This is a genomic window from Ochrobactrum sp. AN78, assembly GCF_029909885.1.
In the GTDB taxonomy this organism is placed as follows: Bacteria; Pseudomonadota; Alphaproteobacteria; order Rhizobiales; family Rhizobiaceae; genus Brucella; species Brucella quorumnocens.
In genome coordinates, this window is the sequence record NZ_JASAMU010000004.1 from 140,694 (window position 1) to 160,745 (window position 20,052).

Consider the following 20,052-nt stretch of genomic DNA (forward strand, 5'->3'; position numbering starts at 1 on the left):
GATCGGACCTGAACGGGATCAGATCAGTTGCCTACGTTTTCCTTGGTAAGGAATGCATTGCCGGTGTCGATATAGCCTGGAACCGGTGCGCCGGTTGCCTGTGCCCAAAGCGTCATCACCGACCAGTAGCCCTGAAGTTCGGGCTGCGAGGCAGACGAGCTGTCTGCCACGCCATTGCGGATCATGTCGAGCATTTCCGGCAGATTATCGAGACCGACCAGCGTGACCTTGCCCTGCTTGCCAGCTTCTACGATTGCCTGACCGATGCCAATTGGACCAGCCGCATCCGATGCAACCCAGCCCTTGAGGTTAGGATTGGCCTGCATGATTGCTGCAGCCTGCTGCTGAGCAATTTCGATGCTGTCATTGTCGATGCCTTCAGCAACGACCTTGATGCCCGGATGTTCTTTGAACACTTCGCGATGGCAGTCGGCGCGGATCGAATGGTTTGGTGCGGTTGGCACGCCCATCATGATCGCGACTTCGCCTTCACCACCCAGAACTTCGACCAGACGACGCGCAGCAATCTTTGCCTGCTCGCAGAAATCGGAGCCGATATGGGTGATTGTCATGCCTTCAGGTGGCACGGAATCGAACAGAACCAGCGGAATTTTCTGTCCCTGCGCTTCCTCAAGCGAAGCACGATTGCCCGATGGATCGAGCAAATCGAGAGCAAGGCCGTCAGGACGCGTGGAAAGAGCACTGTCGATGATCTGGTTTTGCTGAACAACGTCTGCGCTCTGTGGTGCCGAGTAGACGATTTCAACATTCGCGCCGGTCTGAGCCTTCAGTGCGGCAGCTGCCTGCTGGGCACCGTCATTCACCTTGTCAAACCAGGGATGAACGACCTTTGGAACGATCACGAAGCGATAGCTGTCTTTCTTCACCGTACCTGGCGCATCCTGTGCCATGGCGGAAATAGGCAGCGAAAAGGCAGCGAGAGCCGCCAGCGTAGCAAGCTTTTTCATAAATTCCTCCCTTGGAAACCAGACGAAACATCCTCCCGCCTGGCCGCTTGAAAGATCACCCGGGAAGGCTCCTCTGCCTCCAGCCCATAGCGAACTCGACTCTTGAATACATATGTATAATTAGAATTACAAGAGTAATTATCTACGTAATAGGGAGGTGTGGACAGTGGACTGCGCAGCACTTTGGACAAAGCACCGGAGGGATCGCTCGGTCATGAAAGGAGGCATCAAGCACAAAGACGCGCAAAATCAGCGACTGGTTTGCACCTGCCGCCGATTGAGTTTTATCGATTTTTTATCGGGTTAGCTTGTAAAAGCGCCGGTCTTTGGGGCCACAATCTTTGTAGCAACACCGGAATCGCTTGATCTAATGACGAGGTTCGCTCCGACCAGGATTTTGACCGGCGGTTGCGTATCAGCCGTATTGATCAGATCATCCAAAACGGTCACTGCAAGATTACCGATCTTGCGTTTAGAAACTTCAACCGTTGTAAGCCCCGGCTCCATGGTCGCACTTTGCGGCAAATTATCGAAACCGATGACAGAAACGTCGTCTGGAATGCGAATGCCCTTACCTTTCAGCGCCCGGATGAAGCCATAGGCTATGATATCGTTGGTGCAGAAATAGCATTCAGCGAGATCGAGCCCCGAATGCAACATCGCACAAGTATCGCGATGCGCGCCCTCATAAGTTGATTCGACCGAGAGAATGTCACGCTCTTGAACGTTTAAGTCCAGACGCTGCATATTCTTGAAAAACGCATCGCGGCGAAGACGGAAATTCGTGGTCTCAGTATGACTGGCGACAAAACCGATGCGCGAAAAGCCAAGCTGCTTAAAGCGTGACAGAACTTTGAACACCGCATCTTCATTGTTCATGTCGACGAAATTGGCTTCGATGACCTCGTAAAACGTATCGATGAAAACAGTGGGCAGACCAAGCCCCTGAATCATGTGGATATCTGCCGCAGACAACTCGGTTCCAAGCGCAATCACGCCCCGGATCGGCGCACCGGCCAGCGATTCAGCAACCGCACTGATCGGCTGCCCTTCAAAGCTCACCACTTCAAGCGTGTAATTGCGGCGTGTCGCTTCCGACGACATGCCGTCGATATAATCGGAAACGAAAACGCTGTGATCGCGATTGACCGTTTCGCCATGCTTGGCAATTTTCAGAAAACGGATCGTCTCGCCGCCGCCGGACCCGGTTTTGGCTGCGCGCGGCACGTAATTGAGACGGGACACCGACTCAAGAACACGCGCACGCGTTTCCCCTGAAATCTCGCCTTTGCCGTTCAGAACAAGCGACACCGTCGCAGGTGAAACACCCGCGTTCTCAGCAATATCTCTGATCGTAAAGGACTTTTTCTTTTTCATATTTTCCGGGCGGCACTTCGATATTAAGGGCGAATTGGACTGTCGTTTAGTAAACAGAAACGCCGCGATTTAAAACGATTAGGGTAATTCCCTGTGTTAGGCAACCATAATTCCTCGATAATACGCTTGACAAGCCCCAACCTCTTGGTCATTTATTTAGTGAATAACAGTTTTGTTTACTAAACATGGTAGGAGGAGACCATGCAGAAGACAAGCAATCAGCTTGCTATGCTTGTTGTCATCAATCTGGGATTGCTCGCGCTTGGCGCGTATATTTCGGGGGGATCTTTCCTGTCCCTGTTCAATCTGCAATCGATGGCAGGTCAGGTACCCGAAATCGGGCTTCTGGCTATCGGCGTTATGCTGGCCATGTGCGCTGGCAATGGTGGGATTGACCTTTCGGGTATTGCGCTGGCCAATCTTTCCGGTGTGCTTTCCGCAGTCGTTGTTTCGACATTCATCTCCAGTGCCGAGAACCAGCTTGGTTTCAGCCTCGCTTTCATCGGACTGGCATTGGTGATCGGTCTTGCGGGCGGCATCGTCAACGGTGTTTTGATTGCGCGTTTCAATATCACGCCGATCCTCTGTACGCTTGGCACTCAGATGGCTTTTACGGGTCTGGCAGTTGTCGTTTCGAGCGGTCGCGCTGTCATGGTTGGTAGCCCAGATCTTCTGTCGCGCATTGGCAATGACATGTTTTTGGCTGTTCCGATCAGCTTCCTGATCTTCATCGCAGTTGCGTTGCTGATTGCTGCAGTGGTGCGTTTCACGCCTTATGGCTATTGGCTGATGTTGATGGGCACCAATCCGAAAGCTGCAATTTTTGCAGGCTTTCCACGCAATGGCGTGTTGATTGCGACCTATGCAACCAGCGGTCTGCTGGCAGGCATCGCGGGCATCATCATTGCGGCACGCAACGTCAATGTGAAGTTCGACTATGGCAGCTCATATCTGCTGGTCGCCATTCTCATTGCGGTGATGGCGGGCGTAAAGCCTGAAGGTGGCTATGGCCGTGTGATCTGCGTGGTGCTGAGTGCCATTGCGTTGCAGCTCATGTCGAGCCTGCTCAACTTCGGCGGTCTTTCCAATTTCGTCCGCGACTTTGCCTGGGGCTTGCTGCTGCTCGCCTTCCTCGCAGTCGGCAAATACGACATCGCGGGCTTCTTTACCCTCGGCAATCGCCAAAAGGGAAATATCGGTGCTCAACCCTCAGGCACCCGAACATAGACATTGGGGGAAAGTTAGCGTGGAGGAAATCATGAAATCAGTAACGAAAAAACTGCTCGCTGGAACTGTCATTGGCGCAGCGATTGTAGCAGGCAGTGCAAGTGCGCTCGTCGCACAGGAAAAGCCGGTCATCGCAACTGTCGTCAAGATCAGCGGTATTCCTTGGTTCGACCGTATGAACACCGGCGTTGAAGCTTATCAGAAGGCCAACCCTGATGTGGTTGCGACACAGAGCGGACCGGCAACGGCAGACGCAGCACAGCAGCTTCAGATCGTACAGGATCTCGTTGCCAAGGGCGTGAACGCACTTGCAGTCGTCCCCATGGACCCGGCTGTTCTTGAAGGCACTTTCAAGCGCGCAATCGAACGCGGCATCGTTGTTGTGACCCATGAAGCCGACAACCAGGTCAACACAATGGCCGACGTTGAAGCCTTCGACAATGCGGATTACGGCACGGCACTCAATGAGCGCCTCGCAGAATGCATGGGCAAGAGCGGTAAGTGGACAACTTTCGTCGGCTCGCTCGGCAGCCGCACCCACATGCAGTGGGTTGGTTCGGCTGAAGAAAATGCCAAGAAATACGCTGACATGCAGCTCGTCGATCCAAACAACGAATCCTTCGACGATGCCAACGGCACCTATGAAAAGGCCAAGGAAATCCTGCGCAAGCACCCTGACCTGAAGGGCTTCCAGACCTCTGCCGGTAACGACGTTCTCGGCGTTGGTCGTGCAATCGATGAAGCTGGCCTGAGCGGCAAGGTTTGCCTCGTCGGCACCGGCCTGCCGAATCCATCGGCTGATCTTCTTGAATCAGGCGCGATCACCGCAATCGGCTTCTGGGATCCGCAGAAGGCTGGCATGGCGATGAATGCGGTTGCCAAGCTTCTACTCGAAAAGAAGGAAGTCACAGAAGGCACCGATCTCGGCGTTGACGGTTACAACAAGGTCAGCGTTAAAAAGGGTGCCGGTGAAGGCCTTCTCGTCATCGGTAACGGCATGGTTATCGCTGACAAGAGCACTTACAAGGAACACCTGTTCTAGGCGTTTCTGCACAGGCTGACTGACTATCGTGCGGGGACATCGTTCAGCCTCGCGCAATAGTGTCAAAAGCCCGGATGCGCTCTGATTGGAGCCGCATCCGGGTGGCTGAACCCGGCTGATTGTCGATTAATTTATCACGGCAAATCATTTGCTTAGAGCGCGCTTCAAAGAGTTAGCGCGGCAAGCCAAAGCCGACCGATCCTACAGCTGTAGCGCCAATCGTAACCTCGCGCGACGGTGCAGCGACAAAGGAATTTAACGTGTCAACTACGATGAACAATGCGATGGGCCATACAACGGGCAATGACCGGTCTCAGGATCGCTTTCTCGAATTGCGCAACATCCATAAGCGGTTTGGCGGTGTTCACGCGCTGCGCGGCATTGACCTGACCATTGATCTCGGCCAAGCCTATCACCTTCTGGGCGAGAACGGCTGTGGCAAGAGCACCGTCATCAAGATCATGTCCGGCGCCCACGCACCAAGCGAAGGCGAGATCATTCTCGATGGAAAAACCTATCCGTCGTTGAACCCGATCCAATCGCTCGCCGCTGGTATCGAGACTGTCTATCAAGACCTGTCGCTTATTCCCAACCAGACCGTGGCCGAAAACGTAGCGCTGAATGAGCAGCTTGTTGAAGGCAATGGCCGACTGTTTCGCAGGGTCAAGCTTTCGCAGCTTCGTGAGACGGCAGAACGTGCATTGGGCACGGTTGGTCTTCCGACCGACAAGGCTTTTCTCAATACAATCGTATCAGAGCTGCCGCTTGCGATGCGCCAGCTGGTTGCCATCTCGCGCGCCATCGCGACCCGCGCCAAACTCGTCATCATGGATGAGCCAACCACATCGCTGACCCGACGCGAAGTGGACAATCTGATTGCGGTGGTCGAGCGTCTGCGTGCTGAGCGCGTTGCCGTGCTTTTCGTGACGCATAAACTTGATGAATGCTACCGCATCGGCGGAAACGCGGTTGTCTTTCGCGATGGCCAGTGCGTGGCACAGGGACCAATCGAAAACTATACCAAGAAGCAGCTTTCCGAGCTGATGATCGGTAGAGAAATCGATGCCGAACGCTACCGCACGGGCCAACCGGGTGAAGCAGAACTGCTGAAACTCGACAGGCTGACGGCTTCTGGCTTCAAGGATATCGGGTTTAGCCTTCACAAGGGCGAAATTCTGGGTATCACCGGCCTTGCCGATTCAGGGCGCAATGAGCTTGCCATGGCGATCACAGGTGTCGCTCCGGCAAATTCCGGCACGATCCGCCTCGACGGCAAGGCCACTCAGGTTAAAAGCCCGGCAGAAGCGATTGAGCGTGGCATTGGCTACGTGCCGGAGGACCGACTTGCGGAAGGCTTGTTCCTCGACAAGTCGATCTTTGAAAATGAGATCGCGCTGATCTTTAGAAAGCTCTGCAACAGTCTCGGCATTGTTGATCAGAAAAAGGGCCGGAATATCGCCGCTTCGCTCATGCAGGAAATGCGGCTCAACACCACCAATCTCGATCTGCCTGTTGGCGCGCTGTCAGGCGGCAACCAGCAGCGTGTTCTGATTGGTCGTTGGCTCAGCATCGCACCCAAGCTTCTTGTTCTTCACGGGCCGACCGTTGGCGTCGATGTGGGATCGAAAGATACGATCTATCGGGCAATTCAGGCGCTGGCTGAAGCTGGAATGGGCCTCATCATCGTCAGCGATGATCTGCCGGAGCTCCTGCAAAATGCGGACCGCATTCTCGTCATGAATGCTGGCACCATCGTTGAAGAATTTGATGCGGCAAAGGCCACAGAAGACCAGCTCTATCAAGCCATGATGTCGTCGCAGAAGGAAGTTGCCCAATGAGCGCGTCGCAATATGATCCAGATTTAGGCCGTGCCCAATCCTTCAAGCCGGGTGAATTCATTCGCAGGCGCCCTGAATCGATCACTTTCCTTCTTTTGGTCGCGATCTGCACCATTGTGTCGATCGTCAACCCAGCCTTCCTGCAACCCTCGACACTGATCGATATTGGCCGTGCCAGTGTGGTGATGGGCCTGTTTGCGCTTGGCGTTTTCATCATTCTCGCAGCGGGCGGCATCGACGTTTCCTTCACCGCGATTGCAGCCACGACAGTCTATTCGCTGACGCTTCTGGTGCAGTCCTATATGCCGGAACTGCCGATCATCTTCATCATTCTGATGGCCATTGCTGGCGGTATTTTCCTTGGTGTTCTCAACGGTCTGCTGGTGCATTACCTCAATGTGCCATCATTGATCGTTACCATCGGCACGCAATATCTGTTCCGCGGCTTCCTCTTGGCTTTTGTCGGCACGGTCTGGATTATGTCCCTGCCTCCGACAATGGGTGCTTTCGGTCGCCTTCCGCTGTTCCAGTTTGAATCGGCAACCGGTGCCACCATCACCATGCCATTCTATTTTCTGGTGCTGCCTGCGGCTGCTATCCTAACCTGGTGGATATTGAACCGCACTTTGATGGGCCGGGCGATTTTTGCGATGGGTGGTAACAGCCAGATCGCAAGCCGCCTCGGCTATAATCTGCGCACCATCCATATCTTCCTGTTCGGCTATGCAGGTGGTCTGGCCGGACTTGCAGGCATCATCCATGTCTGCGCCAATCGCCAGTCAAGCCCTTTCGACTTTGTTGGCACAGAAATTGCGGTCATCGCCGCTGTGGTTCTCGGTGGTGCGCGCATAACCGGTGGCACCGGCACAGTCTTCGGCACCCTGCTCGGTGTGCTGCTTATCACCGTCATCAACAGTGTTCTGGTGCTCGTGGGCATCCCCAGCACATGGCAGCGTCTCGTCGTAGGCTGCTTCATCCTGCTGGCTGCCGCCTTCTTCGTCACCCGCCAACGCAAGAAATAACCCGATACTCTCAAGAGGAAATCATGAAGAAATTCCTGAACGATCCCGTCAATTTCGTGGATGAGATGCTCGAAGGCATCTATCGGGCACATCCCGAGCTTACCTTTGTCGATAATGACAAGCGTTGTATGGTCACAGCCAATATCAAATCCGGCAAGGTCGGCATTGCAACAGGCGGCGGCTCCGGCCACCTGCCGCTGTTCCTCGGCTATATCGGCGAAGGCATGATCGATGGCGCAGCTGTCGGTGGCGTCTTCCAGTCGCCAAGCTCTGAGCAGATGTATCAGGTGACGAAGGCTATCGATCAAGGCGCTGGCGTTCTTTACATCTACGGCAATTACAGCGGCGACATCATCAATTTCGATATGGCTGCAGAACTTGCCGATCTCGATGGCATTGCAGTCAAGCAGGTTGTCGGCAATGATGACGTGGCTTCCTCAGTCGTCGGTGAAGAACACAAGCGTCGCGGCGTTGCAGGTATCTTCTTTGTTTACAAGGCAGCTGGTGCAGCCGCCGCCAATGGCCTGTCGCTTGATGAAGTGACACGCCTTGCCGACAAGGCACGCCTGCGCACACGGACCATGGGTGTTGCGCTTTCAAGCTGCGTTGTGCCGGAAATTGGCCATGCAACCTTCTCCATTGGCGAAGACGAAATGGAAATCGGCATGGGCATCCATGGCGAACCCGGCATCAGCCGCAAGAAGCTTGCCAGTGCAGATGCAGTCATCGATGAACTGATGGAACGTATTTTCGCTGAGCAGACCTATGCCAAGGGCGATGAAGTTGCCGTTCTGGTCAACGGTCTTGGCGGCACGCCGCTGGAAGAACTTTACATCATGTTCCGTCGCGTTTCACAGCTCTTCGACGAACGTGGCGTCAAGGTCAAGCATGTCTGGATCGGCGAATTTGCTACTTCGATGGAAATGGCTGGTGCATCGGTTTCCGTGCTGCATCTGGATGAAGAACTGGAGCCACTCGTTGCCGCCTCCGCTAATACCCCTTTCTTCAAGCATTTCGCGGGTTGAGGTGCGGTCATGAACGTCATTACATCATCTGATCTGATCAACCTCTTCGACAGCTGGAAGCAGCTATTTGCAGAACAGCGCGAATTCCTTATCGCGCTGGACGGCAAGGTTGGCGATAGCGATCTCGGCATCACCATGAGCAAGGCCTTTGCAGCAGCTTCAGAAGCTGTCCATGCGGAAGGTGAAGCTGCAGGCATCGCCAAGCTCCTGCGTGTCGCTGGCACCACCATGGCCCGCGTTGCGCCATCAACCATGGGTACGTTGACCGCAACCGGCTTTTTGCGGGCAAGCAAGGCCTGTGACGGTATCGACGAACTGGGAGCCTCAGAAATTGCCGCCTTCTGGCGCGCCTATCGTGATGGTATTGCCGAGCGCGGCAAGGCAAAGGTTGGCGACAAGACGCTTCTCGATGTGCTTGATCCAATCGCCGTAACACTTGAAGCACAGGCCGCAGCGGGTGCATCACTTGCAGATGCGCTTGCCGCAGCAGCAAAGGCGGCCGAAGATGCGCTCGAAGCGACCAAGACCATGGTCGCCCAGCACGGCAAGGCAGCCGCTTTCCAGGAAAAGACCATTGGTCTTCAGGACGCAGGCGCAACTGTCGGAATGCTGCTGATTACCAGCATGTCGGCTTTCGTTTCGGCGCACTAATAAGCCGAGAGCATTTGAAACAGAATATGGCCCCGAACTTACGAGATCGGGGCTTCTTTCATTGCGTTGCGGATACGCTTGACGACGGTGAGAACCAGAAGCGCACAAAGCACCGGTTGCAACCAGAACATCCATTGAGGCAGCATACCATCAATGGCGATCCAAGCACCAAGCACACCGAATACCACAGCGCGGTCGCTCTTGCCCATGGGGCCATCGTAACGGCGGCTTGATCCGAGCGAAGCCGCAGTCACTCCGACGAATTCGGTCAAAGTGGCGATAAAGATAATCGCGAAAATCCAAACCGCAGAAAACGGCGCGATGATCGCAAAGGGCGCATAGAGCGCGGCATCTGAAATTACGTCACCGATCTCATTGAGATAAGCGCCCAGCACCGACTTTTGACCATGTTCGCGCGCCAGCATTCCATCAACTGCATTCAGCGCCATGCGCAGGAAAAGCCAGATCGGCACCAGCACAAACCAGATCGCATTTCCACTCCAGCCAAGAAAAGCACCCAGAACGATGGAAACCAGTGCAGCTGCAATCGTGGCCTGATTGGCCGTCACACCTTTTGCTGCAAGCTGCACGACAAGAGGTCTCAGCAAGTTCTGGAAGTGGGACTTAAGTTGATAAACTGACATAAGAAACTTTCGCGAAACTCTTGGAAATGACGATTATGTAGAAATCAGCTATTTGCGACCGGCCCTAGCTCGTTTATTCAAACATTCTATTCTACTCAATAGTAATTGGGTCGAATAACTTGGAGTGCATCCCGAAAAGCGGGAGAAGGCCTGTTGAGAGGAGAACTGATGAACCAGCGTGCAGACATGCCGGGGCATGAAACGGCTTCACATCGTGAGCCGGCTGAATCCCAATTCATCACCCATGACGGTACATCGCTGTTCTATCGCTTCTGGCCTGCACGGTTGCAAACGCCAAAAGGCGTGATTGTTCTCCTGCATCGAGGACATGAACATAGCGGACGCGTGGCGCATCTCGTTGATGAACTCGGCCTTGACGATTATGCTTTCTATGCCTGGGACGCACGCGGCCATGGTCGCTCGCCGGGCGAGCGTGGTTTTTCGCCAAGCTTTGGCGCATCGATCCGTGACCTCGATAGTTTCGTCGCGCATATCCGTACTGAAACCGGCGTCAGAATTGAAGACGTGGCACTGATCGCACAAAGCGTTGGCGCAGTTCTCGCGGCCGCATGGGTGCATGATTATGCGCCCAATATCCGCGCGCTGGTGATGGCGTCGCCTGCCTTTGACATCAAGCTTTACGTTCCTTTTGCCAAAGAGGGTATTGCGCTCTGGCAAAAGCTAAAGGGCACGTTCTACGTCAATTCCTATGTCAAACCGCAGTTTCTCACCCATGATCCAGAGCGCATTGAATCCTATCGCACTGATCCGCTGATCACACGTCCCATCGCCTCGCATATTCTGCTTCAGCTTTATGAGGCGGCAAAGCGCGTGGTGGACGATGCACGGGCCATTACCGTTCCAACACAGCTGCTCATTTCCGGCAGCGATTTTGTCGTGCGGCCAACGCCGCAGCATCGCTTCTTTGAAAACCTCGGCAGCCGCATCAAAGAGCGCCATGTTCTCAAAGGATTTTATCACGATACGCTGGGCGAGCGAGATCGCAAACCAGCACTCGCGTTGATCCATGATTTCATCGAAGCGCGTTTCGCTGAGGAGCCGCAACCCGCCGATCTGACTGACGCCCATATTGTTGGATACACGCGTGACGAGGCTGACAAATTGTCGAGCCCCTTGCCACTTCTCTCGGCGCGCGGTCTTTATTGGGCTTCAACGCGCGCATCAATCGGCTTCGGTTCGCTTTTGTCCAACGGCCTGAAAGTCGGTCGTCGTACTGGTTTCGATTCCGGCTCCACACTTGATTATGTCTACGAGAACGAAGCGCGTGGCTTAGGCCCCGGCGGCAAACTCATCGACAAGCAGTTTCTCGAAGCCATTGGCTGGCGCGGTATTCGCCAGCGTAAGGTGCATCTGGAAGAGCTGATCGGGCAGGCCATCAGACGGCTTAAGAGTGAAGGGCGTTCGACCAATATCCTCGATATTGCCTGCGGCCATGGTCGCTATGTGATTGATGCTGTGGCCCGCGCTGGCGATATGCCGGACAGCATTCATTTGCGCGATTATTCGCCGATCAATGTTCTTGCCGGGCGCAAGCTGATCAAGGATCGCGGACTTGAGGCAATCGCTCATATGGAAGAGGGTGATGCGTTTGACGAGGAAAATCTCGCCACCGTGACACCGCAACCCGATCTCGCAATCGTCTCCGGGCTTTACGAACTGTTTCCTGACAACGCGCTGATCGCTCGTTCCTTGTCGGGTCTTGCACGCGTTCAAAAGCCGGGATCGCTGCTGATCTACACCAACCAACCATGGCATCCGCAGCTCGAAATGATTGCGCGTGCGCTGACGTCACATCGCGGCGGGCAGGCCTGGGTGATGCGTCGCCGTACGCAAGGCGAAATGGATCAGCTTGTTGAAAAGGCGGGCTATCGCAAAATCGAACAGCGCACCGATCAACGGGGCATCTTTACCGTATCGATTGCCGAACGGGTCGGAGACGATCAAGCGTGACAGCGACCATTGACAGGATCGATGGAGCATCGCGGCGGCTAGTAATCCGCCGCGCGATCCTGTGGTTGCTGTTTCTCGGCCCATTTTTCTATCTCACATATGGTACAGCAAACTGGCTTGCATCGCTCCATGATGACGTGCCGAACCTCGCTTTCAACTGGGAAGGCCATGTTCCCTTTATCGAGTGGAGCATCATTCCCTATTGGTCGGTCAATCTGTTTTACGCGATAGCACTTTTCGTCAATGACAGCCCGGAACAGGTGGACCGGCTGGCTAAGCGTTATCTCACCGCGCAGATTATCGCCGTACTTTGCTTTGTCGCCTTTCCGCTGACAGCCACATTTGTCAAACCTGAGACATCCGGCCTGCCGGGTTTCATGTTCGATGTGCTGGGCGGGTTCGACAAACCGTTTAACCAGGCGCCTTCGCTGCATATCGCGCTTTTGATCATTATCTGGGATCAGATGCGTCGCGTGATGGGCGATGCAATACGGATTGTCTGGCATATCTGGTGTCTGTTGATCGGATTGTCGGTGCTGACCACCTACCAGCATCATGCAGTCGATATACCTGCAGGCGCTTTGCTCGGTTTTTTTGCCCTATGGCTTTTCCCACGTAATGGGTCATCACCACTTGCCGGTTTTCAATTGACGTCAAACCCAACGGCGCGCCGACTGGGTCTATATTATCTGGCAGGCGCTGTTGTTTTACTCGCACTCGGCATCCATGGCCTCAGTATGACTGGCTACGCGATTTTTTGGTTCTGGCCTGCCACCGCATTGACGATTGTTGCGCTCGGTTATCTTGGTGCCGGCGTTGTGATATTCCAAAAACAGACAGATGGAACCGTCAGCCTCGCAAGTCGCTGGCTTCTGGCTCCCTATCGCCTCTTTGCGCGATTGAACATCAGATTCTGGACGCGAAAACTGCCTCCACATATCGAGCTGGCCGACGGTGTGTTTCTCGGACGTTTCCCGAAAGCTTCAGAGCTTAATCATTTTAAGACAGTCATAGACCTCGCGGCTGAAATCGTGGCAGCGCGCAATGCTGTCGAATGGAAAAGCTTCAGCACAATGGATCTTGTTGCGCCTGTTCCTGAAACCGTGCATCTGGCATCCAGCGCAGTTGAAGCTGCACGGCATCACGGCCCGGTTCTTATTTGCTGTGCGCTCGGCTTTCAACGCAGCGCAACAGTTGCCGTGGACTGGTTGATCGGGACAGGGCGCGTTGCAAACGCACGTGAAGCCGAAGCGCTTATTCGCGCCAAAGGGTGGCCGGTACATCTACACCACGTCGAGGTGTTGACATGAATTCGCGAGTACTCGATCAGGCCCTCGACATTGCAGGCCGTTTGCGCCGAAATGCGTTTTTCGGCATTGGTATTGCAGTGGTGATACTCAGTTCCGCACCATTCTTACGCTCAATCCACGACCTTGCATTCTGGCTTATCTGGCCGCTATTGTTTGTAAGCGTTCTGATTGTTATGGGCATCGCGACGCATCTGCTTTTTGATGCCGCACTTTTTCGACTACTCGCGTCCAGTACGGATGAAAAGCAAGGCCTCACAGAGCTAGACACCATTCTTGCGCGGATGGGTCTGCGCGCCAAGACCGAGACCTTGCGCCCACTCAACGACCGCATCGCAGGGTCGAAACGCATTCTTGGTCGTCTTCGCGTCTTTCTGGCAGCCGCAATCGTCTTAACAATCCTGATGGCTGTCTTGCCGATCGGGGTGGAGCTGTAGTATGCGCGAACTGATCCGCCACCATGTGCAATCGATTTTCGGCTCGCTTCTGGCAATTCTCTCACGCGGGATAACCGGCGTGCGGCCAATCTGGACCGGCACTGGACCATCGCTCAACCAGCGTATCTATTTCGCCAATCACACCAGCCATGGCGATTTCATTTTGCTTTCTTCCTGTCTCAATCAGGAGGAGCGTGCGCGCACACGAGCAGTCGCCGGGGCCGACTACTGGCGCGGAAACCGTGTGCGCCAATTCATGGCGGAAGTGTTGCTTCGTACCGTGCTTGTTGAGCGCAACTGGGTGGAGCGGACGCAAGATCCAATGGAAGTGATGCTGAAAGCATTGGCCGACGGCCATTCTCTCATCATCTTCCCGGAAGGCACCCGCAACATGACCGACGAAGCGCTGCTGCGCTTCCGTTCCGGCATCTATAATCTGGCACTGACACGGCCCGATGTTGAACTTGTTCCATGCTGGATAGAAAACATGTCACGCGTGCTGCCCAAAGGCGCAATGCTGCCTGTGCCGCTTCTCTGCCGTGTCATTTTTGGTGCACCTGTTCAGCTCCGCGAGGGCGAGGACCGCAAGGAATTTCTTACGCGCGCGCGGCAAAGCCTTCTCGATATTCAGCCTCAAAACGGTAATCATCCATGAGCGAAACGACCCAACTCTTCCTTGGCCTCATGGGTGTGCTGGTCACAGCCAGCGCCGTTGCCGGCGTGTTGTCATGGCGTGCGCCAAAACCGCTTTCATCCACGCTGGTCAACCTCAATGCCCGCATCAAGGCATGGTGGATCATGGTCGGCGCCATGTGCATCGCCTTCTTGTTTGGTAAAGGCGGCGTGATCGTACTATTTGCACTCATATCGTTTGCATCATTGCGCGAATACGCCACGCTCACCCAAACCCGTCGCGCCGACCACCGCGTGCTGCTTGGCATGTTCCTGCTAGTCATTCCGGTGCAATATTATCTGATCTGGATCGACTGGTACGGTCTCTATTCCATCTTCATTCCGGTCTATTGCTTCCTCGCCATGCCCGTTCTGACTGCCCTTTCCGGCGATACGTCGCGCTTTCTGGAACGCATCAGTGAACAGCAATGGGGCATCATGCTCTCGGTTTACTGCATCAGCCATGTGCCTGCGCTGATGACACTGGATATTCCGGGCTTCGAAGGCAAAAAACTACTGCTGATCGCATTTCTGGTGGCAACCGTTCAGGGCAGCGACGTGCTGCAATATGTTTTCGGAAAATTGTTCGGCAAGCATCGCATCGCGCCCAATATATCTCCTTCAAAGACGTGGGAAGGTTTCGTCGGCGGAGTTGCGGCTGCATCATTGCTGGGTGCCAGTCTTGCATGGCTGACGCCGTTTTCGCCGCTTCAGGCGGGTGCGTTAGCTGCAACTGCCTGTGTCATGGGCTTTTTCGGCGGGCTTGTCGCCTCTGCCATCAAGCGGGATCGCGGCGTCAAGGACTGGGGGCATATGATCGAAGGTCATGGCGGAATGCTCGACCGCGCCGATAGTCTGGTCTTCTCGGCTCCCGTCTTCTTTCATATCGTGCGCTACTTCTGGGCGTAACTCTTCCAAACCCGAATGTGACGAAACAAAGCCTCGGAAACCCCAAGAGCAGTAAAAACTTGTTACCCCGATTAGCAGGTCTTTATTTCGCGATGCCTTTTATGAGCTTTAAGCCTTTCAAAGCGGGTTCCGTTTTTCCAAACCCGCTCTATCTGTTCGTTCGGGTGGGAAATGCGATATAATTGAAAGGTTGAAACGATGAAAAATGCAGGTATCTGCGCTTTTATTCTTGCATCGGTCACCGCAGGCAGCGCCATGGCGCAAGGCCAGGCCACACAGCAGATGACACCGGAAGCGCTCTATAAAGCAGCACAGAACCAGCTGGGTATCGTCGAATATTGCAAGGACAAAGGCTTCGCTACACAGGAAGACATCGACAGCCAGCAGTCCATTATGAAGATTATGCAGGCTCCTGCCGACAAGTCCGGTCTTGAAGAGGCGCAGGCCGCTGGCAAAAAGGGCGTTGTTCAGTCGATGGGTCAGGAGACCGACGTCGAGGATTACGCCAAGACCTCTGGCAAGAGCGTTGAGCCTTTCTGCCAACAGATCACATCGGCCATCAAGCAAGCCGCAGCTCAGTTGCCGAAATAAAACTTCGCTCTCGTTCGCAGTGGTGGAGTGCTCTCCACCGTTGCGGCGAAACAGGAGTTGTAGGCGAAATGCAACAGCGCTCACGTAAGATGAGTATAATGCTCATATATTATTGCGTTTGAATAAGCGCATGCCTATGGTGCCGCCACAAAAATGTGGTGCGAGCCGTGAACCAATCTGACAAATCCAAGCTGATATCAGCTTTTCCTCTACAGGAAATCGCTGACATCGATGCTGCCATTACAGATTATTATGACGAACTGTGTCGTGCAGTCCGTCGACGCGGACACGTATCTTCAAACGCCAACGAAATCGTCCACGATCTTTATGTGAGATTGAAGGACCGCAGAACAGATCTTCAAGGCAAGTCGTCGCTGCGCGCCTTTCTCACACGCGCCGCGATCAATCTTGGTCTCGACCGCTTTCGTCGCGAGCACTTCGAGGCAAAGCTCTTTTGTGGCACTGAAGACGAAGCCTCAAATATCGCAAGCAAGGATGCAAACCCTGATCTGGCACTGGATATGCCGCGCCGTCTCGCCTGTCTGCGCGATGCGATAATGGAGTTGCCGTTGCGCCAACGCCGCGTGTTCATCGCCAACCGAATTGGCAATCTGTCGCCGGACGAAATAGGCATACGCTTCGGAATCACCCGCAATATGGTGGACAGACATCTCCGGAAAGCGCTTATGCACTGCCTCATTCGGCTCGACGAACTGGATCAGGCATAATGCGCGCGGCGGCAAAGAAGCAAGACAAGACCCAGCCCCTCATTCAGGAGCAGGCTGTTGATTGGCTGATGCAGCTTCAGGCTTCACCCAAAGACATGGCAATTGTCGAAGCGTGTGCACTCTGGCGTGCCAGCGATGCGCGGCATGAGTTGGCGTTTGCCAAAGCCTCGCGCGTTTTCAGCGATTCCCGCTTTCTACTCCTGCAGGATACAGATTTCGCTCGAACCGCTGCAAGAAAGCCGCGTTATCCGGTACGCGCGGCTTTAAGTTTCATGCTTTTATTTGGCGTACTCGCAGGCGGATTTATTGCTTTTGATGGCCCGATGCGTCTGCGCGCAAACGCCATGTCCGCCAGCAGCGAAATGCCGGTCATCAAACTTGAGGACGGCTCGACCGTCCAGCTCAACGCAGGCTCGGCAATCGCTTTCGACATGACAGAGGGTGAACGTCAGGTTCAGCTGCTTCGCGGCGAAGCCTATTTCATCGTTGCGCCAGATCCACAGAGGCCATTCACCGTCCGAGCTGCCAATGGTGAGGTAACCGCACTCGGCACCGAGTTCGACGTGAAGCTGAAAGATGGCGGTGCCGATGTTGTGGTCACTGAACATGCCGTTCAGGTGCAGACCAGCGCCACCTCATCAACACAAAGCCCACTAGACACGCTTCGCCTTGAACAGGGTCATAGCGTTGTCTACGATAATGAGAACGGCATCGGACAGGTCGCCGTAATCGACCCGGAACTCGCCGCATCGTGGCGCAGTGGCCGCTTGATCTTTGAAGATCAACCGCTTGGTCATGTGGTCGAGGACATTGCTAGACATCTCCCGGGTCGGGTGATGATTGCAAGCAGTGATCTCGCAGAACGTCGGATTACCGGCACCTTCGATTTGTCTGCCCCATCGACAGCACTTGATGATTTTATCAAGGCTTTCGATTTGAAAGCGGTACGGGTGGGTTCATTGCTGACAGTGCTGCATAATTAATTTTCGGCCAAATGTCCCAAATACCTCAATTCATTCGTCCAGTTGGTGAAAGGCAATTTGCGCAACCCGTGCGAAAGCCTCAACACCTAAACGCCCGATACCAACGCCTTGAACGTTGAGACTGGAAACGACATGAAAAGCCCATCCTCGCGCATTCTCAGTGCCTGCGCACGCCCTCTGTTTGCATCATTGCTTTTGAGCGGCACGGTTTTAAGCCCCATCCTGACCACACCCGCATTTGCACAGGCTGCAGCACAATCTGTCGCTGTCAACATTCCCTCAGGTGCGCTTTCAACTGCTCTTAACCGTCTTGCTGTGCAAACGGGTCTGCAAATCGCATTTGATGCATCCGTCACCAGTGGGCTCAACACCTCGGGCGTAAGCGGCACCATGGCGCCAGCCGATGCTCTTTCCGCTTTGCTGCGTAACACCGATATCCAGTACCGCTTCACCGGCAACCGCACAGTGCGGCTGGAGCGTGGAACTGGAAACAACGCGGCTTCACCTGCAATCGAAGGTGCTGTGCAGCTCGATACAATCAGCTTTTCGCAAATTACCGGCGTGAACTTTGTTGATCTCGACCCCCGTGTGTCTCAGATTACATCGGAACAATTGCAGCAGGCTCAGGCTTCGACAATTCCGGAACTCGTCAAAAAGACGCCGGGTGTCACAATGCAGGGTGGCGTTCGCACCGAAGGGCAGTCGATTTCGATCCGTGGTTTCTCACGCCAGACTGACGTGCGCATTTTGCTGGACGGTGCGCCGAAGAATTTTGAGAAATACGATCAGGGCACAATCTTTGTTGAACCTGAATTGCTCAAGCGCGTCGAAATCGAAAAGGGCGCGACTTCCGTTCGCTACGGCAATGGCGGATTTGGCGGCACGATCAAGCTCGAAAGCAAAGACGCGGCCGATATGCTGCGCGAAGGCGAAAGCTGGGGCGCTTGGGGCAAGACAGCTTATCAGACGGCCAACAAGCAGTTTCTGGAAACCGGCGCTGTCTATGGTCGCTCCAATCTCGGCACCGGCATAACTTTCGACGGCCTCGCAAGCCTGACCTGGCGCAAGGGCGATAACATGCGCGTCGGCGGCGGCGAGGTCTATAATTACTCGAGTTCGGAACTGACATCCTTTTCCGGCAAGCTTTCCGGCGAGTATGGCGGTCACAAGGTAAAGGCTTCGGTTCTTTACGGTGAAAGTGCTAATTGGGGACCGTTGGCAGCAATTCGCGGCCAGCTTCAGCCAAGCAGCAACAGCCTCGTTCCCGGCACACCAGCCTACAAGGAAGCCATGCGCAGACTTCTCGCATGGCGCGAATTGAAAGACTTCACGTCCGTTATCGAGCACACCTATGATGGCGACAGCGACCTCGTAAACACCCGCATCATGGCAAGCTATTCGTCAACTGATATGCATGCTGAGCGCGCAGCCGGTGTGAATGGGACGGCCTCTCTTGGCGGCACCGAGAATGATGCGAAATATTCAGATTTCCATATTGAAGCCGAAAATACCTCCAACTTTGAACTAGGCGGCATCGACCACAGCCTGAACTACGGTGTGCAATATAATCATCACGTTCGCGATGTAACGATGTTCGACATCACCAAAAAGAACGACAAGAACTATAATTACGGCTATTACGCGCCGTGGATCATGCCGGGCGGCAAACAGGACGTTACATCTTTCTTCATTCGCGATCGCATGGCTCTTACCGACAAGCTGACTGTCACGCCTGGCGTTCGTTATGATTATGTTCGCTCCGAGGGCGTGCCAAATGCGGCGGCGATCTATAACGATCCGAAAGCCGGGCACGACTATTCGGCGACGTCACATCATGGTTTCACGCCTGCTCTCAGCGCATCGTATCAGATAACGCCGACCACCCGGCTGTTTGCCGATTGGGCTTACGCCATGCGCGCGCCCAACATTGATGAAATCTATTCGGTACAGAGCGGACGCACCCAAACATCGGGAACCAGCCCCGATCTTAAAGTCGAGCGCAACAATACGATTAACATCGGTGCCGACACTTCATTCAGTGGCATATTCACTGGCAGCGACGTGTTGATGGTGCGTGGCTCGTTCTTTAACAACCACGTCAGCAATCCCGTAGCGCGGCGTGTGGGCAGCGCAAACAAGGTCGGACTGAAGGACGGCGAAGTACCCTTTTACTGGAACATGCCTTCCTATTATTCACGCGGCGTGGAACTCGAAGCCCATTATGAGAACGACTTCATGTTCGCAGATGCCAGCCTCACTTACATGATCGGCAGACGTCAGGGCACGCTCAACAATATCTATGGGCCAGACAGCTACATCAATGACATCATGCCGACGACAGTCGTAACGACGCTGGGCTATAAACTTCCCGATCAGGAGATCAATTTTGGCTGGACGGGGACCTTTGTCGACAAGCAGGACAGAACCTCATACGTCAAAGGTGATTTGAGCTATAATCGGCCAAAGACCCCCGGCTACGCTGTGCACGATCTGTTTTTCAACTGGACACCGACACAGGGCTTCATGAAGGATTCTGAGCTGCGGCTCGCTTTGGAAAACGTGTTCGATAAGGAATACGAGCCTTATCTTAGCGACGGCATATCGGCCATGCCGGGCCGGAATCTGAAAGTTTCTTTCAGCCGCAAGTTCTAAAAATCAAG

At 54.4% G+C, this 20,052-nt stretch carries 18 protein-coding genes; 15 read left to right on the forward strand and 3 right to left on the reverse strand.

Annotation, left to right across the window (positions count from 1 at the left end; all coding sequences use genetic code 11):
- Positions 1–23: 23 nt before the first annotated feature.
- Positions 24–968 carry a substrate-binding domain-containing protein gene (locus tag QBD00_RS09985; protein WP_095445319.1) on the reverse strand — a complete coding sequence of 315 codons (945 nt, stop codon included), beginning with the start codon at positions 966–968 and terminating at the stop codon, positions 24–26.
- A gap of 303 nt (positions 969–1,271) precedes the next feature.
- Positions 1,272–2,345 carry a LacI family DNA-binding transcriptional regulator gene (locus tag QBD00_RS09990; protein WP_191792933.1) on the reverse strand — a complete coding sequence of 358 codons (1,074 nt, stop codon included), beginning with the start codon at positions 2,343–2,345 and terminating at the stop codon, positions 1,272–1,274.
- A gap of 201 nt (positions 2,346–2,546) precedes the next feature.
- Here QBD00_RS09990 and QBD00_RS09995 point away from each other — a divergent pair, with 201 nt between their 5' ends.
- The 6 genes from QBD00_RS09995 to QBD00_RS10020 all read left to right on the forward strand — a co-directional run bounded on the left by QBD00_RS09995 (position 2,547) and on the right by QBD00_RS10020 (position 9,150).
- Positions 2,547–3,572, forward strand: coding sequence for an ABC transporter permease (locus tag QBD00_RS09995; protein WP_191792932.1), 1,026 nt, complete (start codon positions 2,547–2,549; stop codon positions 3,570–3,572).
- Between the two features lie 31 nt (positions 3,573–3,603).
- Positions 3,604–4,614, forward strand: a complete 1,011-nt coding sequence (locus tag QBD00_RS10000; RefSeq protein WP_151093110.1) for a substrate-binding domain-containing protein — start codon at positions 3,604–3,606, stop codon at positions 4,612–4,614.
- Between the two features lie 284 nt (positions 4,615–4,898).
- Complete coding sequence (locus QBD00_RS10005) at positions 4,899–6,452, forward strand: sugar ABC transporter ATP-binding protein (RefSeq protein ID WP_318579497.1); 1,554 nt, start codon at positions 4,899–4,901, stop codon at positions 6,450–6,452.
- Positions 6,449–7,474 (forward strand): ABC transporter permease, encoded by a 1,026-nt coding sequence (locus tag QBD00_RS10010; protein WP_151093112.1) that lies wholly within the window; start codon positions 6,449–6,451, stop codon positions 7,472–7,474. The genes QBD00_RS10005 and QBD00_RS10010 overlap by 4 nt, the downstream gene beginning before the upstream one ends.
- A gap of 23 nt (positions 7,475–7,497) precedes the next feature.
- Positions 7,498–8,499: a dihydroxyacetone kinase subunit DhaK gene (locus QBD00_RS10015; RefSeq protein ID WP_151093114.1), complete on the forward strand. Its 1,002-nt coding sequence runs from the start codon at positions 7,498–7,500 to the stop codon at positions 8,497–8,499.
- Positions 8,500–8,508: 9 nt separating this feature from the next.
- The gene (locus QBD00_RS10020) at positions 8,509–9,150 is read left to right on the forward strand and encodes a dihydroxyacetone kinase family protein (RefSeq protein WP_151093116.1); all 642 of its coding nucleotides are present in this window, start codon (positions 8,509–8,511) and stop codon (positions 9,148–9,150) included.
- A gap of 38 nt (positions 9,151–9,188) precedes the next feature.
- Here the strand turns inward: QBD00_RS10020 and QBD00_RS10025 are convergent, their stop codons facing one another.
- Positions 9,189–9,794 carry a CDP-alcohol phosphatidyltransferase family protein gene (locus QBD00_RS10025; protein WP_318579350.1) on the reverse strand — a complete coding sequence of 202 codons (606 nt, stop codon included), beginning with the start codon at positions 9,792–9,794 and terminating at the stop codon, positions 9,189–9,191.
- Positions 9,795–9,962: 168 nt separating this feature from the next.
- Between QBD00_RS10025 and QBD00_RS10030 the strand changes: the two genes are divergently transcribed.
- From QBD00_RS10030 to QBD00_RS10070, 9 genes are all read left to right on the forward strand, one after another.
- Positions 9,963–11,765: a bifunctional alpha/beta hydrolase/class I SAM-dependent methyltransferase gene (locus tag QBD00_RS10030; protein WP_318579351.1), complete on the forward strand. Its 1,803-nt coding sequence runs from the start codon at positions 9,963–9,965 to the stop codon at positions 11,763–11,765.
- A complete protein-coding gene (locus tag QBD00_RS10035; RefSeq protein WP_318579352.1) occupies positions 11,762–13,075 on the forward strand; it encodes a phosphatase PAP2/dual specificity phosphatase family protein in 1,314 nt (437 codons plus the stop codon). Before QBD00_RS10030 ends, QBD00_RS10035 begins: the two co-directional genes overlap by 4 nt.
- Positions 13,072–13,509, forward strand: coding sequence for a hypothetical protein (locus tag QBD00_RS10040; RefSeq protein ID WP_151093124.1), 438 nt, complete (start codon positions 13,072–13,074; stop codon positions 13,507–13,509). Before QBD00_RS10035 ends, QBD00_RS10040 begins: the two co-directional genes overlap by 4 nt.
- Position 13,510: 1 nt before the next feature.
- Positions 13,511–14,164: a lysophospholipid acyltransferase family protein gene (locus QBD00_RS10045; RefSeq protein ID WP_151093126.1), complete on the forward strand. Its 654-nt coding sequence runs from the start codon at positions 13,511–13,513 to the stop codon at positions 14,162–14,164.
- Positions 14,161–15,090, forward strand: coding sequence for a phosphatidate cytidylyltransferase (locus QBD00_RS10050; RefSeq protein WP_151093128.1), 930 nt, complete (start codon positions 14,161–14,163; stop codon positions 15,088–15,090). Before QBD00_RS10045 ends, QBD00_RS10050 begins: the two co-directional genes overlap by 4 nt.
- 198 nt (positions 15,091–15,288) lie before the next feature.
- Positions 15,289–15,681, forward strand: coding sequence for a hypothetical protein (locus QBD00_RS10055; protein ID WP_151093129.1), 393 nt, complete (start codon positions 15,289–15,291; stop codon positions 15,679–15,681).
- A 167-nt stretch (positions 15,682–15,848) separates the two neighbouring features.
- Complete coding sequence (locus tag QBD00_RS10060) at positions 15,849–16,409, forward strand: RNA polymerase sigma factor (protein ID WP_318579353.1); 561 nt, start codon at positions 15,849–15,851, stop codon at positions 16,407–16,409.
- On the forward strand, positions 16,409–17,392 hold the full coding sequence (locus tag QBD00_RS10065) for a FecR family protein (RefSeq protein ID WP_318579354.1): 984 nt from the start codon (positions 16,409–16,411) through the stop codon (positions 17,390–17,392). Before QBD00_RS10060 ends, QBD00_RS10065 begins: the two co-directional genes overlap by 1 nt.
- 132 nt (positions 17,393–17,524) lie before the next feature.
- The gene (locus tag QBD00_RS10070) at positions 17,525–20,044 is read left to right on the forward strand and encodes a TonB-dependent receptor (protein WP_318579355.1); all 2,520 of its coding nucleotides are present in this window, start codon (positions 17,525–17,527) and stop codon (positions 20,042–20,044) included.
- Positions 20,045–20,052 lie beyond the last annotated feature (8 nt).

Excerpts from the sequence above, each read along its gene's own strand:
- QBD00_RS10050 (WP_151093128.1), top strand. The coding sequence starts at position 14,161 with ATGAGCGAAACGACCCAACTCTTCCTTGGCCTCATGGGTGTGCTGGTC.
- QBD00_RS10000 (WP_151093110.1), top strand. The coding sequence starts at position 3,604 with ATGAAATCAGTAACGAAAAAACTGCTCGCTGGAACTGTCATTGGCGCA.
- QBD00_RS10065 (WP_318579354.1), top strand. The coding sequence starts at position 16,409 with ATGCGCGCGGCGGCAAAGAAGCAAGACAAGACCCAGCCCCTCATTCAG.
- QBD00_RS10015 (WP_151093114.1), top strand. The coding sequence starts at position 7,498 with ATGAAGAAATTCCTGAACGATCCCGTCAATTTCGTGGATGAGATGCTC.
- QBD00_RS09990 (WP_191792933.1), bottom strand. The coding sequence starts at position 2,345 with ATGAAAAAGAAAAAGTCCTTTACGATCAGAGATATTGCTGAGAACGCG.
- QBD00_RS10025 (WP_318579350.1), bottom strand. The coding sequence starts at position 9,794 with ATGTCAGTTTATCAACTTAAGTCCCACTTCCAGAACTTGCTGAGACCT.
- QBD00_RS10045 (WP_151093126.1), top strand. The coding sequence starts at position 13,511 with ATGCGCGAACTGATCCGCCACCATGTGCAATCGATTTTCGGCTCGCTT.
- QBD00_RS09985 (WP_095445319.1), bottom strand. The coding sequence starts at position 968 with ATGAAAAAGCTTGCTACGCTGGCGGCTCTCGCTGCCTTTTCGCTGCCT.
- QBD00_RS10070 (WP_318579355.1), top strand. The coding sequence starts at position 17,525 with ATGAAAAGCCCATCCTCGCGCATTCTCAGTGCCTGCGCACGCCCTCTG.
- QBD00_RS10055 (WP_151093129.1), top strand. The coding sequence starts at position 15,289 with ATGAAAAATGCAGGTATCTGCGCTTTTATTCTTGCATCGGTCACCGCA.
- QBD00_RS10040 (WP_151093124.1), top strand. The coding sequence starts at position 13,072 with ATGAATTCGCGAGTACTCGATCAGGCCCTCGACATTGCAGGCCGTTTG.
- QBD00_RS10005 (WP_318579497.1), top strand. The coding sequence starts at position 4,899 with ATGGGCCATACAACGGGCAATGACCGGTCTCAGGATCGCTTTCTCGAA.
- QBD00_RS10020 (WP_151093116.1), top strand. The coding sequence starts at position 8,509 with ATGAACGTCATTACATCATCTGATCTGATCAACCTCTTCGACAGCTGG.
- QBD00_RS09995 (WP_191792932.1), top strand. The coding sequence starts at position 2,547 with ATGCAGAAGACAAGCAATCAGCTTGCTATGCTTGTTGTCATCAATCTG.
- QBD00_RS10010 (WP_151093112.1), top strand. The coding sequence starts at position 6,449 with ATGAGCGCGTCGCAATATGATCCAGATTTAGGCCGTGCCCAATCCTTC.
- QBD00_RS10030 (WP_318579351.1), top strand. The coding sequence starts at position 9,963 with ATGAACCAGCGTGCAGACATGCCGGGGCATGAAACGGCTTCACATCGT.